15 protein-coding genes and 1 pseudogene are annotated in these 14,390 nt (G+C 72.3%); 4 read left to right on the forward strand and 12 right to left on the reverse strand.

Translation table 11 applies throughout. The features are described 5' to 3' along the window. A complete protein-coding gene (locus HNP84_RS31800) occupies positions 1 to 2,637 on the reverse strand; it encodes a CHAT domain-containing protein (protein ID WP_185053635.1) in 2,637 nt (878 codons plus the stop codon). Then, positions 2,634 to 3,407: a hypothetical protein gene (locus HNP84_RS31805; protein ID WP_185053636.1), complete on the reverse strand. Its 774-nt coding sequence runs from the start codon at positions 3,405 to 3,407 to the stop codon at positions 2,634 to 2,636. The genes HNP84_RS31800 and HNP84_RS31805 overlap by 4 nt, the downstream gene beginning before the upstream one ends. A gap of 190 nt (positions 3,408 to 3,597) precedes the next feature. On the opposite strand from HNP84_RS31805, the gene HNP84_RS31810 reads away from it, so the two are divergent. Continuing rightward, the gene (locus tag HNP84_RS31810; protein WP_185053637.1) at positions 3,598 to 4,905 is read left to right on the forward strand and encodes a hypothetical protein; all 1,308 of its coding nucleotides are present in this window, start codon (positions 3,598 to 3,600) and stop codon (positions 4,903 to 4,905) included. A 362-nt stretch (positions 4,906 to 5,267) separates the two neighbouring features. Here the strand turns inward: HNP84_RS31810 and HNP84_RS31815 are convergent, their stop codons facing one another. Genes HNP84_RS31815 through HNP84_RS31835 form a run of 7 tightly spaced genes read right to left on the reverse strand, consistent with a single transcriptional unit; the run spans position 5,268 to position 9,487 of the window. Then, positions 5,268 to 6,083 (reverse strand): alcohol dehydrogenase catalytic domain-containing protein, encoded by an 816-nt coding sequence (locus HNP84_RS31815; RefSeq protein ID WP_185053638.1) that lies wholly within the window; start codon positions 6,081 to 6,083, stop codon positions 5,268 to 5,270. Further along, a complete protein-coding gene (locus HNP84_RS51430) occupies positions 6,080 to 6,322 on the reverse strand; it encodes a hypothetical protein (protein ID WP_221336992.1) in 243 nt (80 codons plus the stop codon). Before HNP84_RS51430 ends, HNP84_RS31815 begins: the two co-directional genes overlap by 4 nt. Then, on the reverse strand, positions 6,319 to 7,701 hold the full coding sequence (locus HNP84_RS31820; protein ID WP_312926217.1) for a hydantoinase B/oxoprolinase family protein: 1,383 nt from the start codon (positions 7,699 to 7,701) through the stop codon (positions 6,319 to 6,321). Before HNP84_RS31820 ends, HNP84_RS51430 begins: the two co-directional genes overlap by 4 nt. A 1-nt stretch (position 7,702) precedes the next feature. Further along, positions 7,703 to 8,014, reverse strand: a complete 312-nt coding sequence (locus HNP84_RS51435; RefSeq protein WP_221336993.1) for a hydantoinase B/oxoprolinase family protein — start codon at positions 8,012 to 8,014, stop codon at positions 7,703 to 7,705. Further along, on the reverse strand, positions 8,011 to 8,475 hold the full coding sequence (locus tag HNP84_RS31825; protein ID WP_185053639.1) for a hydantoinase/oxoprolinase family protein: 465 nt from the start codon (positions 8,473 to 8,475) through the stop codon (positions 8,011 to 8,013). Before HNP84_RS31825 ends, HNP84_RS51435 begins: the two co-directional genes overlap by 4 nt. Beyond that, complete coding sequence (locus tag HNP84_RS31830; RefSeq protein WP_312926220.1) at positions 8,397 to 9,344, reverse strand: hydantoinase/oxoprolinase family protein; 948 nt, start codon at positions 9,342 to 9,344, stop codon at positions 8,397 to 8,399. The genes HNP84_RS31825 and HNP84_RS31830 overlap by 79 nt, the downstream gene beginning before the upstream one ends. Further along, positions 9,248 to 9,487, reverse strand: coding sequence for a hypothetical protein (locus HNP84_RS31835; protein WP_185053641.1), 240 nt, complete (start codon positions 9,485 to 9,487; stop codon positions 9,248 to 9,250). The genes HNP84_RS31830 and HNP84_RS31835 overlap by 97 nt, the downstream gene beginning before the upstream one ends. On the opposite strand from HNP84_RS31835, the gene HNP84_RS56845 reads away from it, so the two are divergent. Further along, complete coding sequence (locus HNP84_RS56845; protein ID WP_221336994.1) at positions 9,474 to 9,926, forward strand: carboxymuconolactone decarboxylase family protein; 453 nt, start codon at positions 9,474 to 9,476, stop codon at positions 9,924 to 9,926. The genes HNP84_RS31835 and HNP84_RS56845 overlap by 14 nt on opposite strands. A gap of 216 nt (positions 9,927 to 10,142) precedes the next feature. Here HNP84_RS56845 and HNP84_RS31845 read toward each other — a convergent pair whose 3' ends face one another. After that, the gene (locus HNP84_RS31845) at positions 10,143 to 11,378 is read right to left on the reverse strand and encodes an erythromycin esterase family protein (protein ID WP_185053642.1); all 1,236 of its coding nucleotides are present in this window, start codon (positions 11,376 to 11,378) and stop codon (positions 10,143 to 10,145) included. A gap of 93 nt (positions 11,379 to 11,471) precedes the next feature. Here HNP84_RS31845 and HNP84_RS31850 point away from each other — a divergent pair. Next, a pseudogene (locus tag HNP84_RS31850) lies at positions 11,472 to 11,786 on the forward strand (FAD-dependent monooxygenase); the annotation flags it as partial. Positions 11,787 to 11,846: 60 nt separating this feature from the next. On the opposite strand, the gene HNP84_RS31855 reads toward HNP84_RS31850, so the two are convergent. Then, entirely contained in the window at positions 11,847 to 12,410 is a 564-nt protein-coding gene (locus HNP84_RS31855) for a class I SAM-dependent methyltransferase (protein ID WP_221336996.1), read from the reverse strand. 136 nt (positions 12,411 to 12,546) lie between these two features. Here HNP84_RS31855 and HNP84_RS31860 point away from each other — a divergent pair, with 136 nt between their 5' ends. Then, a complete protein-coding gene (locus tag HNP84_RS31860; RefSeq protein WP_185053644.1) occupies positions 12,547 to 12,984 on the forward strand; it encodes a MerR family transcriptional regulator in 438 nt (145 codons plus the stop codon). Between the two features lie 441 nt (positions 12,985 to 13,425). On the opposite strand, the gene HNP84_RS31865 is transcribed toward HNP84_RS31860, so the two are convergent. Further along, entirely contained in the window at positions 13,426 to 14,385 is a 960-nt protein-coding gene (locus HNP84_RS31865; RefSeq protein ID WP_221336997.1) for a glycoside hydrolase family 43 protein, read from the reverse strand. Positions 14,386 to 14,390 lie beyond the last annotated feature (5 nt).

Consider the following 14,390-nt stretch of genomic DNA (forward strand, 5'->3'; position numbering starts at 1 on the left):
TCACGCGCCTGTGAACGCGAACGACGCCCATCCCGACGGCGAGGCGTAGACCAGTTCGCCGGGATCGGCCAGGATCACCTGTTCCCAGCACATCTCCGCAACCTCGGCGGGCAGCCAGCCGTCTCCGTCGAGTAGCGGCTCGAACAGCTCCACCCAGCCCTTGGCGCTCGTGTCGCGAACCGTCCGCTGGGCCGCCCGCAGCGCCGCGGCCGGTGAGAGCCCGTCCAGCCGCCACCCCCGATAGAACATGATCATCAGCAGGGCGCTGCTCACGTCCGGTACGGCCCAGAGCGATCCGATGACCCCGGCGGCACCCGCCTGAAGCATCGCCGTGGGCAGCCCGATGACCTCGTCGGGGATGTCGAGGCCCGGAACCGCGGTCTCGCAGGCGCTCAGCACCGCCAGCCGGGCGCGCAGCGGCATGCCCGCCAGGTCGTCCATGGCCAGCAGCTCTCCCCCGGCCAGGCCCAGGCCGCTGCGGGCCGGCTCGACGATGTCGGCACGGCCGTGACCGGCGAAGTGGATCACGCCCGCACCGGGCAGGACGTCGCGCACCGCGTCGCGCGTCACATCGTCACCGCGCAGGCTCACCGCCTGCGGCCAGAGCGCGCCCGCCGCGCCGGTCTCGGCTCGCGCGAAGGGCAGGGGGTTGGCGACGGGCTCAGGGTCCTCGATCGTGACCAGCGGGTCCGCGGTCGCGGCGGCCGCGGCCGTCCGGGCCCGGTGCAGCATCCTCGCCCCGGGCGCGTACGTGATCAGCTTGCGGTCCAGGGCGTAGCAACGGCCGGTGGGCGCCGTGGGATCGGGCGTCCACGCCGCGTGGAGGGGCAGCGTCGTGAGAGGGCCGCAGGGGATGAGGACCAGTTCCTCCGGCTCCCCCACCACCTCCAGCACATCGCGGACGCACGCGGTCCAGAGCCATTCGCAGGTCCAGTCGAGCACGTCGCGCCAGCGCTCCGGGTCCCCGGCACGCCGCGCTCGCGCCCAGTACAGGCCGCTCGACCAGTCGCTCAACGCCTCCTCGGTCAGGTCGGGGAGATGGCGCACGCGGACCTCGCCGTCCACCACGGCGAGCGCCAGCCCTCCCCATGGGCTGCTGGTGAGGTAGACCAGCGGCGTGTCCCGCGCGGCCTCGGCGATGCGGGCGAACGTGACTCCTTCGCCGTCGCCGAGCGTATCGGCGAACAACTGGGTACGGCCTCGTTCCATCGCCACGGCTGCCGCCTCGGCGTCGCCGGCATGCGCCAGCACGACGCCGACCCTGCCCGGCATCTGCTGATCCACGTGCAGATATCGCGCCTTGTGCTGGACCGTTACCTGTGCGCCGAACTGCGCGGCCAGTGCCGCCGACCAGATCCGGGCGGGCTCGGCGGCCTCCGCCCAGGCGCCGCGCTCGGCCAGCCAGTCGACCAGCAGTTCGGCGGCCTTCAACGCGGCTCCCCTGTGGGTCTCCATGCCGCGGCCCACGACCTCCCGCAGCGCCGCGAGACCTCGCGCGAGGTCGGCCGGGTCCTGACGGAGTTGATGCCGATGGCGCAGGCACCTGCCGAGATCGAGCAACAGCGGCATCCGGGCGGGGCTGTCGGCGCCCAGTTCGTCCAGGGACGTCTGCCTCAGCTCGATCGCCTGCCGCAGGTCGCCCTCGTCGTGCCGGGCCTCGAAGCGCAGGCCATATGCCACGCCGAGGACCTGGCGGGCGAGCGGCCGGAGCTCACCGGCCCCCTCGATGGCGTCGGCGCACAGGACGATGGCCTCGTCGAGATCGTTCACGCCGCCGTCGCCGTACTGGTGCCGGTCGATGAGGGCGGCGGCGAGATTGCAGGCGGCCACCGACCTGTCGCGGGTCCCCTGGGCGAGGCGGAAGGCCCGGTCGGCCGCCCCAACGGCACGGGCGGAGTCCTCGGCGCTCTGGCTGATCTCCACCCGGTGGTGGAGGGCGTTGGCAAGGTTCGCCAGCCACGTCGCCAGCGACGGCTCGTCGGTCGCCAGGGCCGTCAGGCTCTCCAGGATGTCGATGGCCCGTTCGAGGTCGTCGATGATCTGCTTGCGCTCGAAGCGGTCCAGGAGCAGCGCGGCGATGTCGCCCAGATAGGGCAGCCGGGCCGGGCTGTCGGTGACCAGCAGCTCCGCCTGGACCAGGGCCTGCAGAGCGCCCTCCAGATCGGCCTCGTGGCCGGTCTCCTGGTAGCGCCAGCGGTGCATCCGCCCGAGATAGCCGAGCCGCTCCGCGCGTTCCTCCGGCGACTGGGGCTCCGCCGCCGCCCGGCGGACGTCCGAGATCGCGGCGGTCAGCAGGGCGAGGTCGCCGTCACTCTGGAACAACTGCAGCCGTACCCGCCACAGGTTGTCCAGCAAGGGCAGGCGATCCTTGGGCGCGGCCGACTCCAGCGCGGCCGTCAGGTGCCCGAGGGCGGCCTCCGCGTCGCCGGGATCGGCGCGGGCGAGCAGGGCCTCGGCGAGTCGCACCCTGCCGACGACGGGATCCGGATGCGCCTCCGCCAGCCACGTCCACGCCCACACCAGACGCCCGGCCTCGACCTGCCCCCCGGCCTTGGCCCGCGCCACCACCTCCAGCGCCTCGGCGACCTGGGCGACGATCCAGTCCTCCGTAGGCTTCCGGCGACGCCGGAAGATCATGCCGGACTCACGCCCTGCAGCCCGGCCAGCGCCTCCCGGCGCTTGAGGGAACCGGGCCGGGTACGGCGCATCACGCTCTGGTAGGCGTCGGCCGCGCGGTCACGATCGGCCGGGTCCCCGTTCAGGCGATGCCGTAGCACGAACACCCTGCCCATCTCCATCCAGCACTCGGCCACCCGGTCGGCGTCATCCGAGGGGATGCGCCGCGCGCGCTCCAAATGGCCGATCGCCTCATCGAGCAGGCCGACGCCGCCGCGATGACGGACGAATCCATATCTGAGCGCGAGCGCCGCACGGCACAGCAGATGAAAGCTGTACGCCGTGAAATGGTCCGCCAGCTCCGTCGCCCCCAGCGCCTGAAACTCCCGGATCCTGTCATCCCACGCGGTCACGACCTCCCGCCACAGCGCGATGGCCTCGTCGAGCGTGTCCAGGTGGCCGCCGCCCAGAAAACGCTGGAGCGCGTCTTCGGCCGCCGCGACCCTTTTGTCGAGCGACGCGGTGAACCTCTTCGAGAACGCCTTCGTCATCCCGAGGCTCTGCGCGTCGCGGAGGAGTTCGAGCTGGGCGTCGATGTGGGCGGCGACCAGGGGATCCACGTCCTCTCGCACGTCGTCGGCGATATGACGGCCCAGCCGCCGCGCCTCGTCGGTGAACAGGATGGGATGTTTCTCCAGAACGTCATACGAATCCCAAATGCCCACCGACGTCAGGAACGCCACGATGCTCTCACGAAGGGCTTGTTCGTAGTCGATTTCTTCGCGACCCATGCACCACCCCATCCGCTCCCTCTTTTCTACCTCCGTTCTTGCGGGGCGGCCCGGCCGATCGGGCGAAGGAAACGGGGCAGACGAGGTCGATGGCCGGGGCAGCCTCGCCGTCGTCGAGTTCCCCGGGCCGGGCGGGGATGCGGCACGTACGGTCCACCGAACCGCCGGCGTTGACCCAGGCTGCGGCGCGATGAGCCGTTCAAGGCACCGCGTTGCCGCCGCGCGCCGCCGGATCATGCCCGTCGTCATGGAGTGGGCCCGGGAACAGAGCTGGTTTCCCGAAGGGCTGATTTGGCTGCTCTACCCTCTCTACGGGACCGAGCTGATCCTTGGCTCCGCGCTCCTCTGGCTCGCCCGGAGACGACCGCGGCGCCGAGCGGGCGAGAAACCGACCCGGTACGAACTGGCCCTGCTCGTCCACGGGATCGGCACGGCCATGGACCACCTGCTGCACGAGCTGATCCGGTCGGAGAAGATCACACGAACCCCGGGAGGGCGATTTCGCGCCCTGACCACCGAGGCGGACGACCCGGTCGAGCGAGCGGCGCTCGCCCTGATCGGCCTCCGCCCGGAGGGGATACCGCCCGGCACGGCCAAGGCGCGCCGTGCGCCGTCTGCTCAGGCGCGGGCTGGTGGACAAGAACCTCTGGGAACGCGGAGGGCCTTGGTTGCGCGTCCTGGTCAGGACGGTCGCGATCGCCCAGGTGCCGCTCGTGACCGCCGCGCACGTCATCGGGATGCTCAGCTCCCGCGACGCGGGGGCGGTGTGGATCACGGCGCCATGCTGGCTGGTCATCGGCGCGCCGATGTGTTCGCAGGTCTGACTTCCTCGACTGCATTTCGAGTTCCCCGTCCCTATAGCGCGGATGACGGAACCCACGTCGTGGCCGGGTGGACAGCCTTCGAGTTCGTGGATGGCCAAGAGGGACCGGCCGGCGAGTGGGCGACGCTGATAGCCGCCAGCAGGGCCTTTCATCGGGCATTGCGCCATTTGCCCCGGCCCGGCCTGCTTGATCGCCGTCAGCATCCCTGGGCGGTGGCCGACCGCATCGCCTGGGGTGAGATCGGTACGGTGACAGCGGCTCACACCGACGGGCTGCTAGCGACGTTGCAGGATCTCCAGCGTCCCGTGAACGCGCCCAGCCAACTCGTGCACGGGGATCTCACCGGGAATGTGCTGTTGCAGTCTGGGCGACCGCCTGCTGTGATCGACTTCTCGCCGTATTGGCGGCCCGTTGGGTATGCCGAGGCCATCGTCGTCGCCGACGGCCTCCTCTACCACGATGCGCAGCCAGGACTCATCGACAGCGTGCTTCCCGGCCGCGATGGACTCCAGATGCTCGTCAGGGCCCTGATCTTCCGGCTGGCCACCTCGGCCCTCTTCGAAGGTCCGGGCAGGACACTCCCTCAAGAGGAACTGGCACGCTTCGCACGTGTCACCCGCCTGGTGGAGGAGCGAATTCACGCTGATCGTCACTTCGGCACCCGACCCACCTGACCCTTGGCACCCTGGCGAACACCGTGATGGCCGCCACCATTGAAATCTCTCCGTCCAGCGGTATCGGAGCCTGGGTGCGGGACCGTACCCTCCGATCACGGGGGTGACGGCGCCGCCACTGCGGGCGGCGGAGTAGCTGCTGGACGCGGTGCTCGCGCCGGCCATCGCTGTCATGATTGCGGTCGGCCTTCTCATCGAGGGGTTTCGATGGACCAGATCGAACTCGTCGACTCCACGGTGAGCGTGGTCGACCTGCGCGCCCCGAGCCGGCCCGCCCTCCTGGACACCCTCAGGATCCCGCACGCCGGCGACTGGGGTGCCCGCAACCGGCCGGTGGAACGTCTCCATGTACCCGGCAAGGATCAGCGGGCCGGGACGATCACGCCGGTGATCGAGCGGTGCTCGCGGGCGTCGGCGAGCCTCCAGGGCGTAGGTGACGCCGTGGCCGCCGGTGAGGTCGCGTACCTGCTCGATCGGGTCGGCGGCGGCCGGGTCGAGGGTGGCGCTCGCCCGGCGCGGGCGGCGCGAGCGCGGCGGGAGGGGTCGGGGTCGAGGGCGATGATCCGGCCCGCGGCCAGGCGTGCGGCCTGGATCATCCACAGGCCGAACTGGCCGCCGCCCACCACCGCGACGTCCGCGCCCGGGGGCACCGCCGCGACGTTGAACACCGATCCGAGCCCCGTCGTGACGCCGCAGCCGAGCAGGGCCAGCCGGGTGTCCGGGAGGGTGGTGTCCACGGCGACCACCTGGCAGGCGTCCACCGACATCAGCTCGGCGTAGCCGCCGACGTTGCCGGCGGCTGTGACCATACCGCCGCCGGCGGTCGTGGCCACGGGGGGCGGGCCGCCGGGGCGGTCGAAGATCACCGAGCACTGGTCGGTACGGCCCAGGGCGCAGTAGAAGCAGCGGCCGCATTCGGCGGTGCCGTGGACGACCACGCGGTCGCCCACGCGCACGCCGGTCACGTCCGGGCCCAGTTCCTCGACCACGCCGGTGGAGGCGTGGCCGAGGATGGTCGGGGGGACCTTGCCGAAGACGCCGTCGGCGTTCATGACGTCGGTCACGCAGAAGGGCGCCGCGCCGGTGCGCACCAGGATCCGTCCGGGGGCCAGGGGCAGCATGTCCAGGTCGAGGACTTCCAGCGGCGTGCCGGGTGCCGTCATGACCGCCGCTCTCATGCCTTCACCTCCGCGTCCTGGGCGAGGGCGGCACGCAGGCGGGCGGTGGCCGCGGTGTCGACCACCAGGCCCTCGGGGTCGCGATCGGGATCGCCCAGGATGACGACGCCGTAGTCACGGGCCGCGCCCTCGATCGTGACGTAGCCGTCGCGGACATCGATCCTGACGCGTTCCGGCTCGCGGAGCAGCGGGTCGCCCCAGCCGCCGCCACCGTTGGTGACGTAGCGCAGCACGGTCATCGCGGCCGTCTGGTTGCCGCCTCGGTGGACGGGTAGTGGTAGCGCCCGTCCGGCGCGGGCAGGCCGGTGGCGTCGTCGATGACGCCCGCCAGCGGCCGGGCCGTCCGGTACGCCGCCACGTCCGTCGGTGGATCGGGCAGCGTCCGCGTGCCGTCGGGTGGGAACTCCCACACTCCGCCGGTGCTCCCGTCCTTGCCGCCGTTCACGCCGAAGCCGGGCGCGCGCTTGTATCGGAGCTGGTTGAGGGTGTGGGCGGCGGGGGTGAGCCAGGCGGAGTCGCGCAACCGGGCGACGCCGCCGCGGTGGTAGCCGGCCCCGCCCGTGTCGGGCACCGGCTCGTGCCTGAGCACGACGACCGGGGTGGCCGCCTCGATCGCCTCGATCTCCGGCACCACCCCGTTGGCCTGGTACGTCATCGCCTGGCAGTCGGCGTCGCCGTACCGGTTGGCGCCGAGCGGCCCGACCTCGCCGCCGCACTGCATGGCCGACACCCACGGCCGTCCCTCGGCGGTCACACCGAAGGCGGTGTGCAGGTCGGGGCTGCCGCGGTCGCCCGCGATGGCGGCCTCGCCCACCGCGCGGGACAACGCCCTCAGCAGCGCGCCGAGCAGCGCCTGGTTCTGCTCGAAGTACATGAACGTGGGGCCGTCCGGCGGCAGGGCGCTGACGATCGTGCCGTCCGGGACGACGATGTCGATATCGCGGTAGTTGCCGGAGCAGAACCGGCCCCGCGGGTCGAACAGGTATTTCAGCGCGATGCCGACCGTGGTCTTGACGTCGAGGGCGGTGCCGTTGATGGAGGTGCGGGCTTGGCGGGAGGTGCCGGACAGGTCCACCTCGACCCGGCCCCCGCGTTTGACCAGCCGGACGTGGATCTCGTACTGCTCGGTGTCGTCGGCGCCGTCGCAGTCGACCAGCTCGAAGGCGCTCCACTCGCCGTCGGGCAGCGACGCCAGGCCGGCCGACATGCGTTCGGCCGCCACGTCGCACACGTACGCCATCGCGCCGTGCACCGCGCCGGTCCCGTACCGCTCGATCGACTCGCGCAGCAGCCTCTCCCCCAGGTCCAGCCCGGACAGCAAGGTGCGGATGTCGGGCTGGATGACCTCGGCCATGCGGACGTTGTCGAAGATGAGGTTCCAGACGTGCTCGACCGGCTCGCCCGCGTGCGCGATGAGCATGGGCGGCAGGACGAGGGCGTTCTCGTAGACGTTGCGCTTGGTGCGGCTGAAGCCGCCGGGGACGGCGCCGCCCATGTCGAGCTGGTGGGCGTTGAGGTTGACGAAGGCTGCGATCTTTCCGTCGTGGAAGACCGGCCGGACGAACAGCAGGTCGTTGTTGTGGTTGCCGGTCCGGTAGGGGTCGTTGGCGATGAGCACGTCACCGGGGACGAGCCGGTCGGCGCCGTGACTCCTCGACGGTGTTCCTGACCGCGTCGATGGTGGTGCCGGCCATCAGCACGATGCCGTTGCCGACCGCCGGGACGGCGTAGCCGAGCGAGGGCGGGCCGCTGAGCGTGGCGGCCAGGTCGTACACATCGCGCAGCACCGGGGAGAACGCGCCGGTGAGAAGGCGCACGCTCATGTGCTCGACGAGGTAGTCGAAGCGGTTGCCGAGCACGGTCGCGGTGAACCGGTCGCAGCCGTAGCGGGCGGCGAACTCCGCCTCGCTCAGCTCGCGCAGGGTGGTCATGCCGACTCCGTCCTTTCGATGACGATCTCCCCGACGCGGCCGACGGTGGCGCGCTGCCCGGGCGGCACGAACGTGGTGGACAGCGCCTCGCGGATCACCGCGGGGCCGGTGACGACGGCGCCCGGCGGCAGCTTCTCCCGCTCGTACTCCCCCGCCACCTGCGGCTCCGGGGTCAGGTAGCGCAGCGGGAACGTCGAGCCGGGTTCGGCGTGCCGCGGGATGACGGGGCCCTCGACGGGCGTGTACTCGACCTTGCCGGCCGGGACCGTGATGTGCACCCGGTACGTCACGCCCTCGACCGGGATCTGCGGGAAGCGGTTGCCGTTGCGGGCCTCGTAGTCGTCATGGAAGCGGCGCACCAGCTCATCGATCGACCCGGGGGTCACCCGGCCCTCGGGCATCTCGATGAACGGCGTCTCCCACGACTGGCCGAGCAGCCGGCCGTCGAAGCTGCGCCGCACCGGCAGCCCGGCGGCGCGGGCCGGCCTTGGCGCGCAGGTCGCGCTCCATCTCGGCGAAGGTCCGCTCGATGCGGCCGGCGTTGCCGGGGGGTGAAGGGCAGGTACGCGCTGCGGCTCTCGTAGTGGACGAGGTCGGTGGAGAGCAGGCCGAGCGCGGAGAACAGGCCGGGGTGCGGCGGCACGATCACCTCGCGCAGCGGCACCAGGTCCAGCACCGCGGGCAGCAGCATCGGCCCGGCCGCGCCGTAGGCGACGAGGCTGAAGTCGCGCGGGTCCACGCCGTGCGGCACCGCGACGTTCGTGATCTCCTCGGCCATGTGTGCCACGGCGAGCCGGTACGCCGACCGCACCCGGTCCTCGAAGGCCACCGGCGTGTCGAGCTTCTCGAACGCGGCTCTGGCCGCCGCCTCGTCCAGCACGATCTCGCCGCCCGCGAACCCGTCCTCGCGCAGGATGCCCATGAGCAGGCAGGCGTCGGTCACCGCGGGCACGGTGCCGCCGCGGCCGTAGCAGGCCGGGCCGGGGTCGGCGCCCGCGCTGCCGGGGCCGACCTGGATGCCGCCGGACGGCGAGACCGTCACCAGGCTGCCGCCGCCCGCGCCGACGCTGGCCACCTCGGTGGACAGCGCGTTGATGACGAGGTCGTGCTCCAGCTCGAAGGTGATCCGCACGAACGGGTTGCCGTCCACGACCAGCGACACGTCGGTGGACGTTCCGCCGACGTCGGCGCAGATGAGGTCGGTGCGGCCCAGGACCGTCGTGCGAGCGCGCTTCAGGCGCCGCTGCCGAAGGGGGTGAACGGGCCCAGCGCGGGCGCGGGGGTGCGGTGGGCCGAGGCCAGGCACGCCTGGCACTTCTCGACGTCCCACCGGCCGCCTTCGCTCAGGACGCGGTAGGCCGCCAGTTCGGACGCGCCGCACTCGGGGCAGGTGCCGCTGACGGGGGTGCGCCGGGCGTTCTCGTCGGTGCCGTGGCGCACCGGGGTGCTGGGGCCGAAGGTGAAGGAGCTCATCTACTGCGCCTTCGACGCCTCCGCCACCCACCTGTACGCGCCGGGCCTGAAGCTGCACATGCGCAACGCCGTCCGCTACGGCGCCACGGCCGAAGAGATCATGGAGGTGCTGGAGATCGTGAGCGTCATCGGCATCCACGCGGCCACCACCGCGGCCCCGATGCTGGAGGCGGCGGTCGCGGAATCCGCCGCCATGCGGCCGTCCGCGGCGGCCGGCTCAAGTGCGCGGCGGCGCGGGCTCGGCCGCGCTCGTGAAAGGCGCGCAGCATGCCAGGGGCCACCTGATCGTTGGCCGCGAACACCGCGGTGCAGGCGAGCGTCAGCCTGGCGGTGTAGCCGGACCCGGCGGACCAGTCGCCGTGCAGGAGTGGAGGCCGCCGGGCGTCCGGCCTCCTCCAGGGGCAGTCGCCAGGCTTCGGCGCGGCGTCGGCCGGCGTAGGACGTCCGCGGCCCGGTGACGTGCCACACGCTGACGCAGCGGTGCCTGCCGTCTACGGGCTGCTGGGCCGCGCCGCGCGGGCGCTCGTGCGGTTCCGGCGGCGCGGCGAGCAGACGACCGGCCGCTCCGCGCCGGCCGATGTGCAGCAGGCCGCCCGGCTCGTGCTGCATGCCGACGCGGGGTGTGGCCGCCGAGGAGCGGGCCGCCGCCTCGTGGTCACAGCGGCGTGGAGCAGGTGCTGCGTGCCACGAAGGCCAGGCCGTCGAACTCCTCGGCGAGCACGGCCCGCGTGAACGCGAGCTTGTAGGTGAGGCCCTTGACCATCCCCCCGTAGGCGCGCAGGTGGGAGCGGCCACGCAGCCACGCCCTCACCGGCTCCGGATGGGGACCGTGGCGCAGGTCGACGAGGAAGTCGCCGGGGTGCGCGGCGGCCAGGCGGGTCTCCACCACGAGGTCGTTGCGGGCCGGCGGCACACGCAACGTCGCGGGCGGGCGCCTCCTGTCGATCCTGCCGAAGCGGGGGCGGCGGGCGCGGAAGGCGCCCTCGCCGAACAGCACGCCGAGAGCGTAGTACGCCTCGCCGTGGCGCTCGGCGAGGTGCCGTCCCATCGCGGGGATCGCGCCGCCGCTGTGGGCGGCCCTCGTCACGTGCCCGTTGTGGGCCCACACGGCCACCCTGGCCCCGGGGTCGGACAGCAGGACGTCGACGTTGTCGGCGAGGTAGCGGTCGCGGGCCAGGCTCACGGTCCGGGCGGGATCGGCGTGCCGGAGGGGCCGGCTCATCAGGTCCACGTTCTGCCGGACGAGCCGGGCGTGCTCCAGCACGTCGCCGGGCGCGCGCAGGCCGGCCAGGTGCTCCTCAAGGCGGCGGGCGGCCTGTTCGACGCCGCCGTCCAGCGGCTCGCCCTCGCCCAGCCGGGTGTGCGCCAGCGGCAGCAGCGGCTCCAGCAGCTCCCGCCCCTGCCCGGCCTCGTCGAGGAAGGCCCGCAACGCCTCCAGCGACGCCCCCGGGTACTGCGGGTCGATCCCGGCGAACCGCACCGGCCGTGACGCGCCCGCGCCGCGCTCGCGCAGCCGCGCGTTGCGCTCGCGCAGCCACTCCACCACGGCGAGCATCTCCGCCGTGTGCGTGATCCAGAACCCCAGGCCCGCGAGCGCCTCCACCGGGTCGCCCGGCCCGCCCCGCACATAGTCGTCGACCGCCCGCGCCGCCGACGCGCTCACCTCGAACGCCAGCGTCGTGAACCCCAGCTCCTCCACCAGGAACTCCAGCAGCCGGTGCTTGAGCAGGAAGAACTCCCGGCTGCCGTGCGTGGCCTCGCCCAGGCCCGCCACGCGCACGCCGTCAAGGACCGCGCGCAGCGGTTCGAGGTCGGCGGTGCCCGAGCCGGGGGCCAGCCCGTCCAGCGGGATCGCCCGCGCGGCCAGCCACCGCGTGACATCGCCCGCCATGGCCCTCCTATCGTCCGGCCGTCGCCTGGAGGCTACAACGATCGCGGCCGGGACGGGCCACGGTCCCCCGGTCCGCGTGCGGGCCGGGATCGGGGACGCCCCTGGCCGCGCCTGCCGGCCGGGCGCGCCACCGAGCTGGGCACCGAGATCCGGCGCGGCTGCGAGCTGACCGGGCTGAGTCAGGACGAGGACGGGGTGACCGCCGAGCCGGCCGACGGCACGCGGCCGCGCTCGCGCTACCTCCCGCCGACCGTCGAGGACGTCAGGCGGCGCCTGCGGGTGTTCGCCGGCACCGACTTCGGCGTGCAGTCACCGCGCCGGCTCTCGCGGTTCGGCGACGCCACCACCCGGCTGGCCGAGCGGTACCGGGCCGGCCGGGTGCTGCTGGCCGGCGACTCGGCGCAGGTGGTGGCGCGGATCGCCTGGATAGGTGGGGTTCATGGTCTGTGAGACAAATGAGCAGTCATCTCAGATCGCAGGAGATTGCATGCCGGTCGGGTTGTTGGCCAGCACACAGGCGACGGGCGGGTCGAGCTCGAGGGTCTCCACCCGGAGATGGGTGAAGCCGGCCTGGGTGAGCATGTCCTGGAGCTCTTGGGCGGCTCGGACCGTGGTGTCCCGGGTGGCACCGGGGCAGCGGGGCTGGCTGACGAGCGCAATGCGTCCTGCGGGGCGGAGCAGCCGGCGCAGCTCGCGAAGCCGCTCCACCGGGTCGGGCCAGAACCCAACGGAGTTGACGGCGAGGATGGCGTCAAGCGGCTCGCCGAAGCTCGGCAACCGCTCCACGGAGGCGCACGTGAGGTGCACCCGGTGGGCGCGGATGGCGGCGGCGTTGCGGCGGGCGGCCTGCCGGACCATGGCCTGCGAGTGGTCGATGCCGAAGACGTGGCCCCGAGTGACGAGGCCGGCGAACTCGGCGATGGCGAGGCCGGGACCGAAGCCGATCTCAAGCACCCGGTCGGTGGGCTGCACGTCCAGCAACGACACCGCCCAGACGTTGCGCTTCCGGTTGGAGGGGCGAAGAGCGAACATCCAGCCTTCCGCCCACCCGACGACGCCCCGAGGGTGATGGGCCTGGCGCACCAGATATCTGATCGCGCGTTGCTTGAGAGATGTACCTATTGCCTGCATGATCGCCAGTCAACGGCTTCAAGTATGCTTGAAGTCAATGGGTGAGCAGTTGACGATCGGTGAGCTGGCGAGCCGCACGGGTGTCGCCGCCTCCGCCCTGCGCTACTGGGAGGAACTCGGCCTGCTACCGGCGCCGGCCCGGGTCTCAGGCCAACGACGTTATCCGCCATCGGCAGTCGGGCTGGTCGGTGTGGTCGTGTTGCTGCGAGATGTCGGTTTCACGTTGCGGGAGATCAAAGCGTTCATCGCGTCTCGTTCGCCGACCGGCGAGGGTTGGCGGGAGCTGTACCAGCGCAAGCTCGCCGAGCTGGATCAACGGATCGCCCAGGCTCAGGTGGCACGCACCGCCATCGCCCATGGCTTCGCCTGCCCGCACAAGGACATCTTCGAGTGCTCCAACTTCGCCAATGGGGTCGCGGCCATCCTGGCGGGATGTTCTCTCGAAGAGGCTCATTCGCAGGTTCATTCGCACTGACCTTGCCGTAGAGATGAGCGGCCTCACCGCCGGCGCGCGAGATCGTCACGGATGGCCGTCTTACCTCCCCGGGACTCTCCTGCGTGGACGCCCGCTGCCGAGACGGCGGGCATGCCGAGATGAGTGCATGCACGTCTGGCGTTGCGACCGAGAAGTCGGCGTACGTATTCGTGGCGCAGTCGTGCCCGCCCACCTGATCGGCCGTCAGGTGCTGCATGAACGGGATACATCCGGCGGTGCACTACGCCCGGCCCGCCCGGCACCCGCCCCGCCGCGCCGGGGTGTGCGTGTGTCCGGGGTGGGACCTGGGCGAACCCAGGAAGGCGGCGGAGCTCAGGTCGCGTCGTGACCTAAGAGAAGGCGTCCAAACCGCGGCCGACCGATCTGTGCCGCACCCCCTCCCCGCCCACACCACAGGGCGCCGGGAAGGCGGCCCGGCGCTCACCGGGACGGCCCTCCCGTTACGGCGGGAAGGCCGCCCGTCCAGTCCAGCCCCGCCGTGTACATCCAGCGCGCGCGTCCCACCCAGCCGTGGAAGAAGATCCGCTCGCCGAGCACGTCGGCGCCGCCGGGGCCCTGCACCGCCCCGCCGAGAGAATCGGTCGTCATCAGCGGCCGCTCCGCCTTGGTGAAGGGGCCCGCGAGCGAGGAGGACACGGCGTAGCCGGTGAAGTAGGCGTTGCCGGTGTAGGAGCCGCCCGCGTAGAACAGCACGTATCGGTTGGAACGCTTCACCAGCACCGGCGCCTCGATCACGCCGTTCTCCGCGGGATGATCGTTGCGGATCAGCTCCCTGCGAGGACCGGCGAACGTGACGCCATCGCCGCGTACCTCCTGCAGCCAGATGATCGAGGGCTTGGGCTCGGGCAGCGCGTTCCCGTCGTTCTTGTAGAGCAGATATCTCCGTCCGTCGGTGTCGACGAAGCTCGCCGGGTCGATGTCGCCGCCCTCGCTCGGATCGCAGACGAGCGGGCCGTCGCCCACGGGCCGGAACGAACCGAGCGGCCCGTCCGCGAGCGCGGCGCCGATGCACATCCGCCCGGTCGCGGCGCTCGGGGCGGTGAAGTACATGAGGTACCGCCCGTCCGCCCGCCGGGAGACATCGGGCGCCCAGAACCCCCCTTCACCGGCCCAGGCCGGCTTGACGGGCAGCGCGTCACCGCGAATCGTCCACGGCCCGGACGCGGCCGGCGCCGCGGCGACGGGAACCGTCCCCGCCACGCTGCTGGTGGAGTAGGCGTAGTAGGCCGCCCCGGCCCGGATCACCTCCGGATCGGGAAAGTCGGCGGCGATGACGGCCTGCGGCACCGCCATGGCGCCGGCCGCCGGAACGGGATCGGCGAGCAGCATGGCCGCCACCAGCATGGCGGCCGGCAGGACGGAGCGGCCGGACGGTCGCATCGCGT

Source organism: Thermocatellispora tengchongensis, assembly GCF_014202315.1.
GTDB lineage: Bacteria > Actinomycetota > Actinomycetes > Streptosporangiales > Streptosporangiaceae > Thermocatellispora > Thermocatellispora tengchongensis.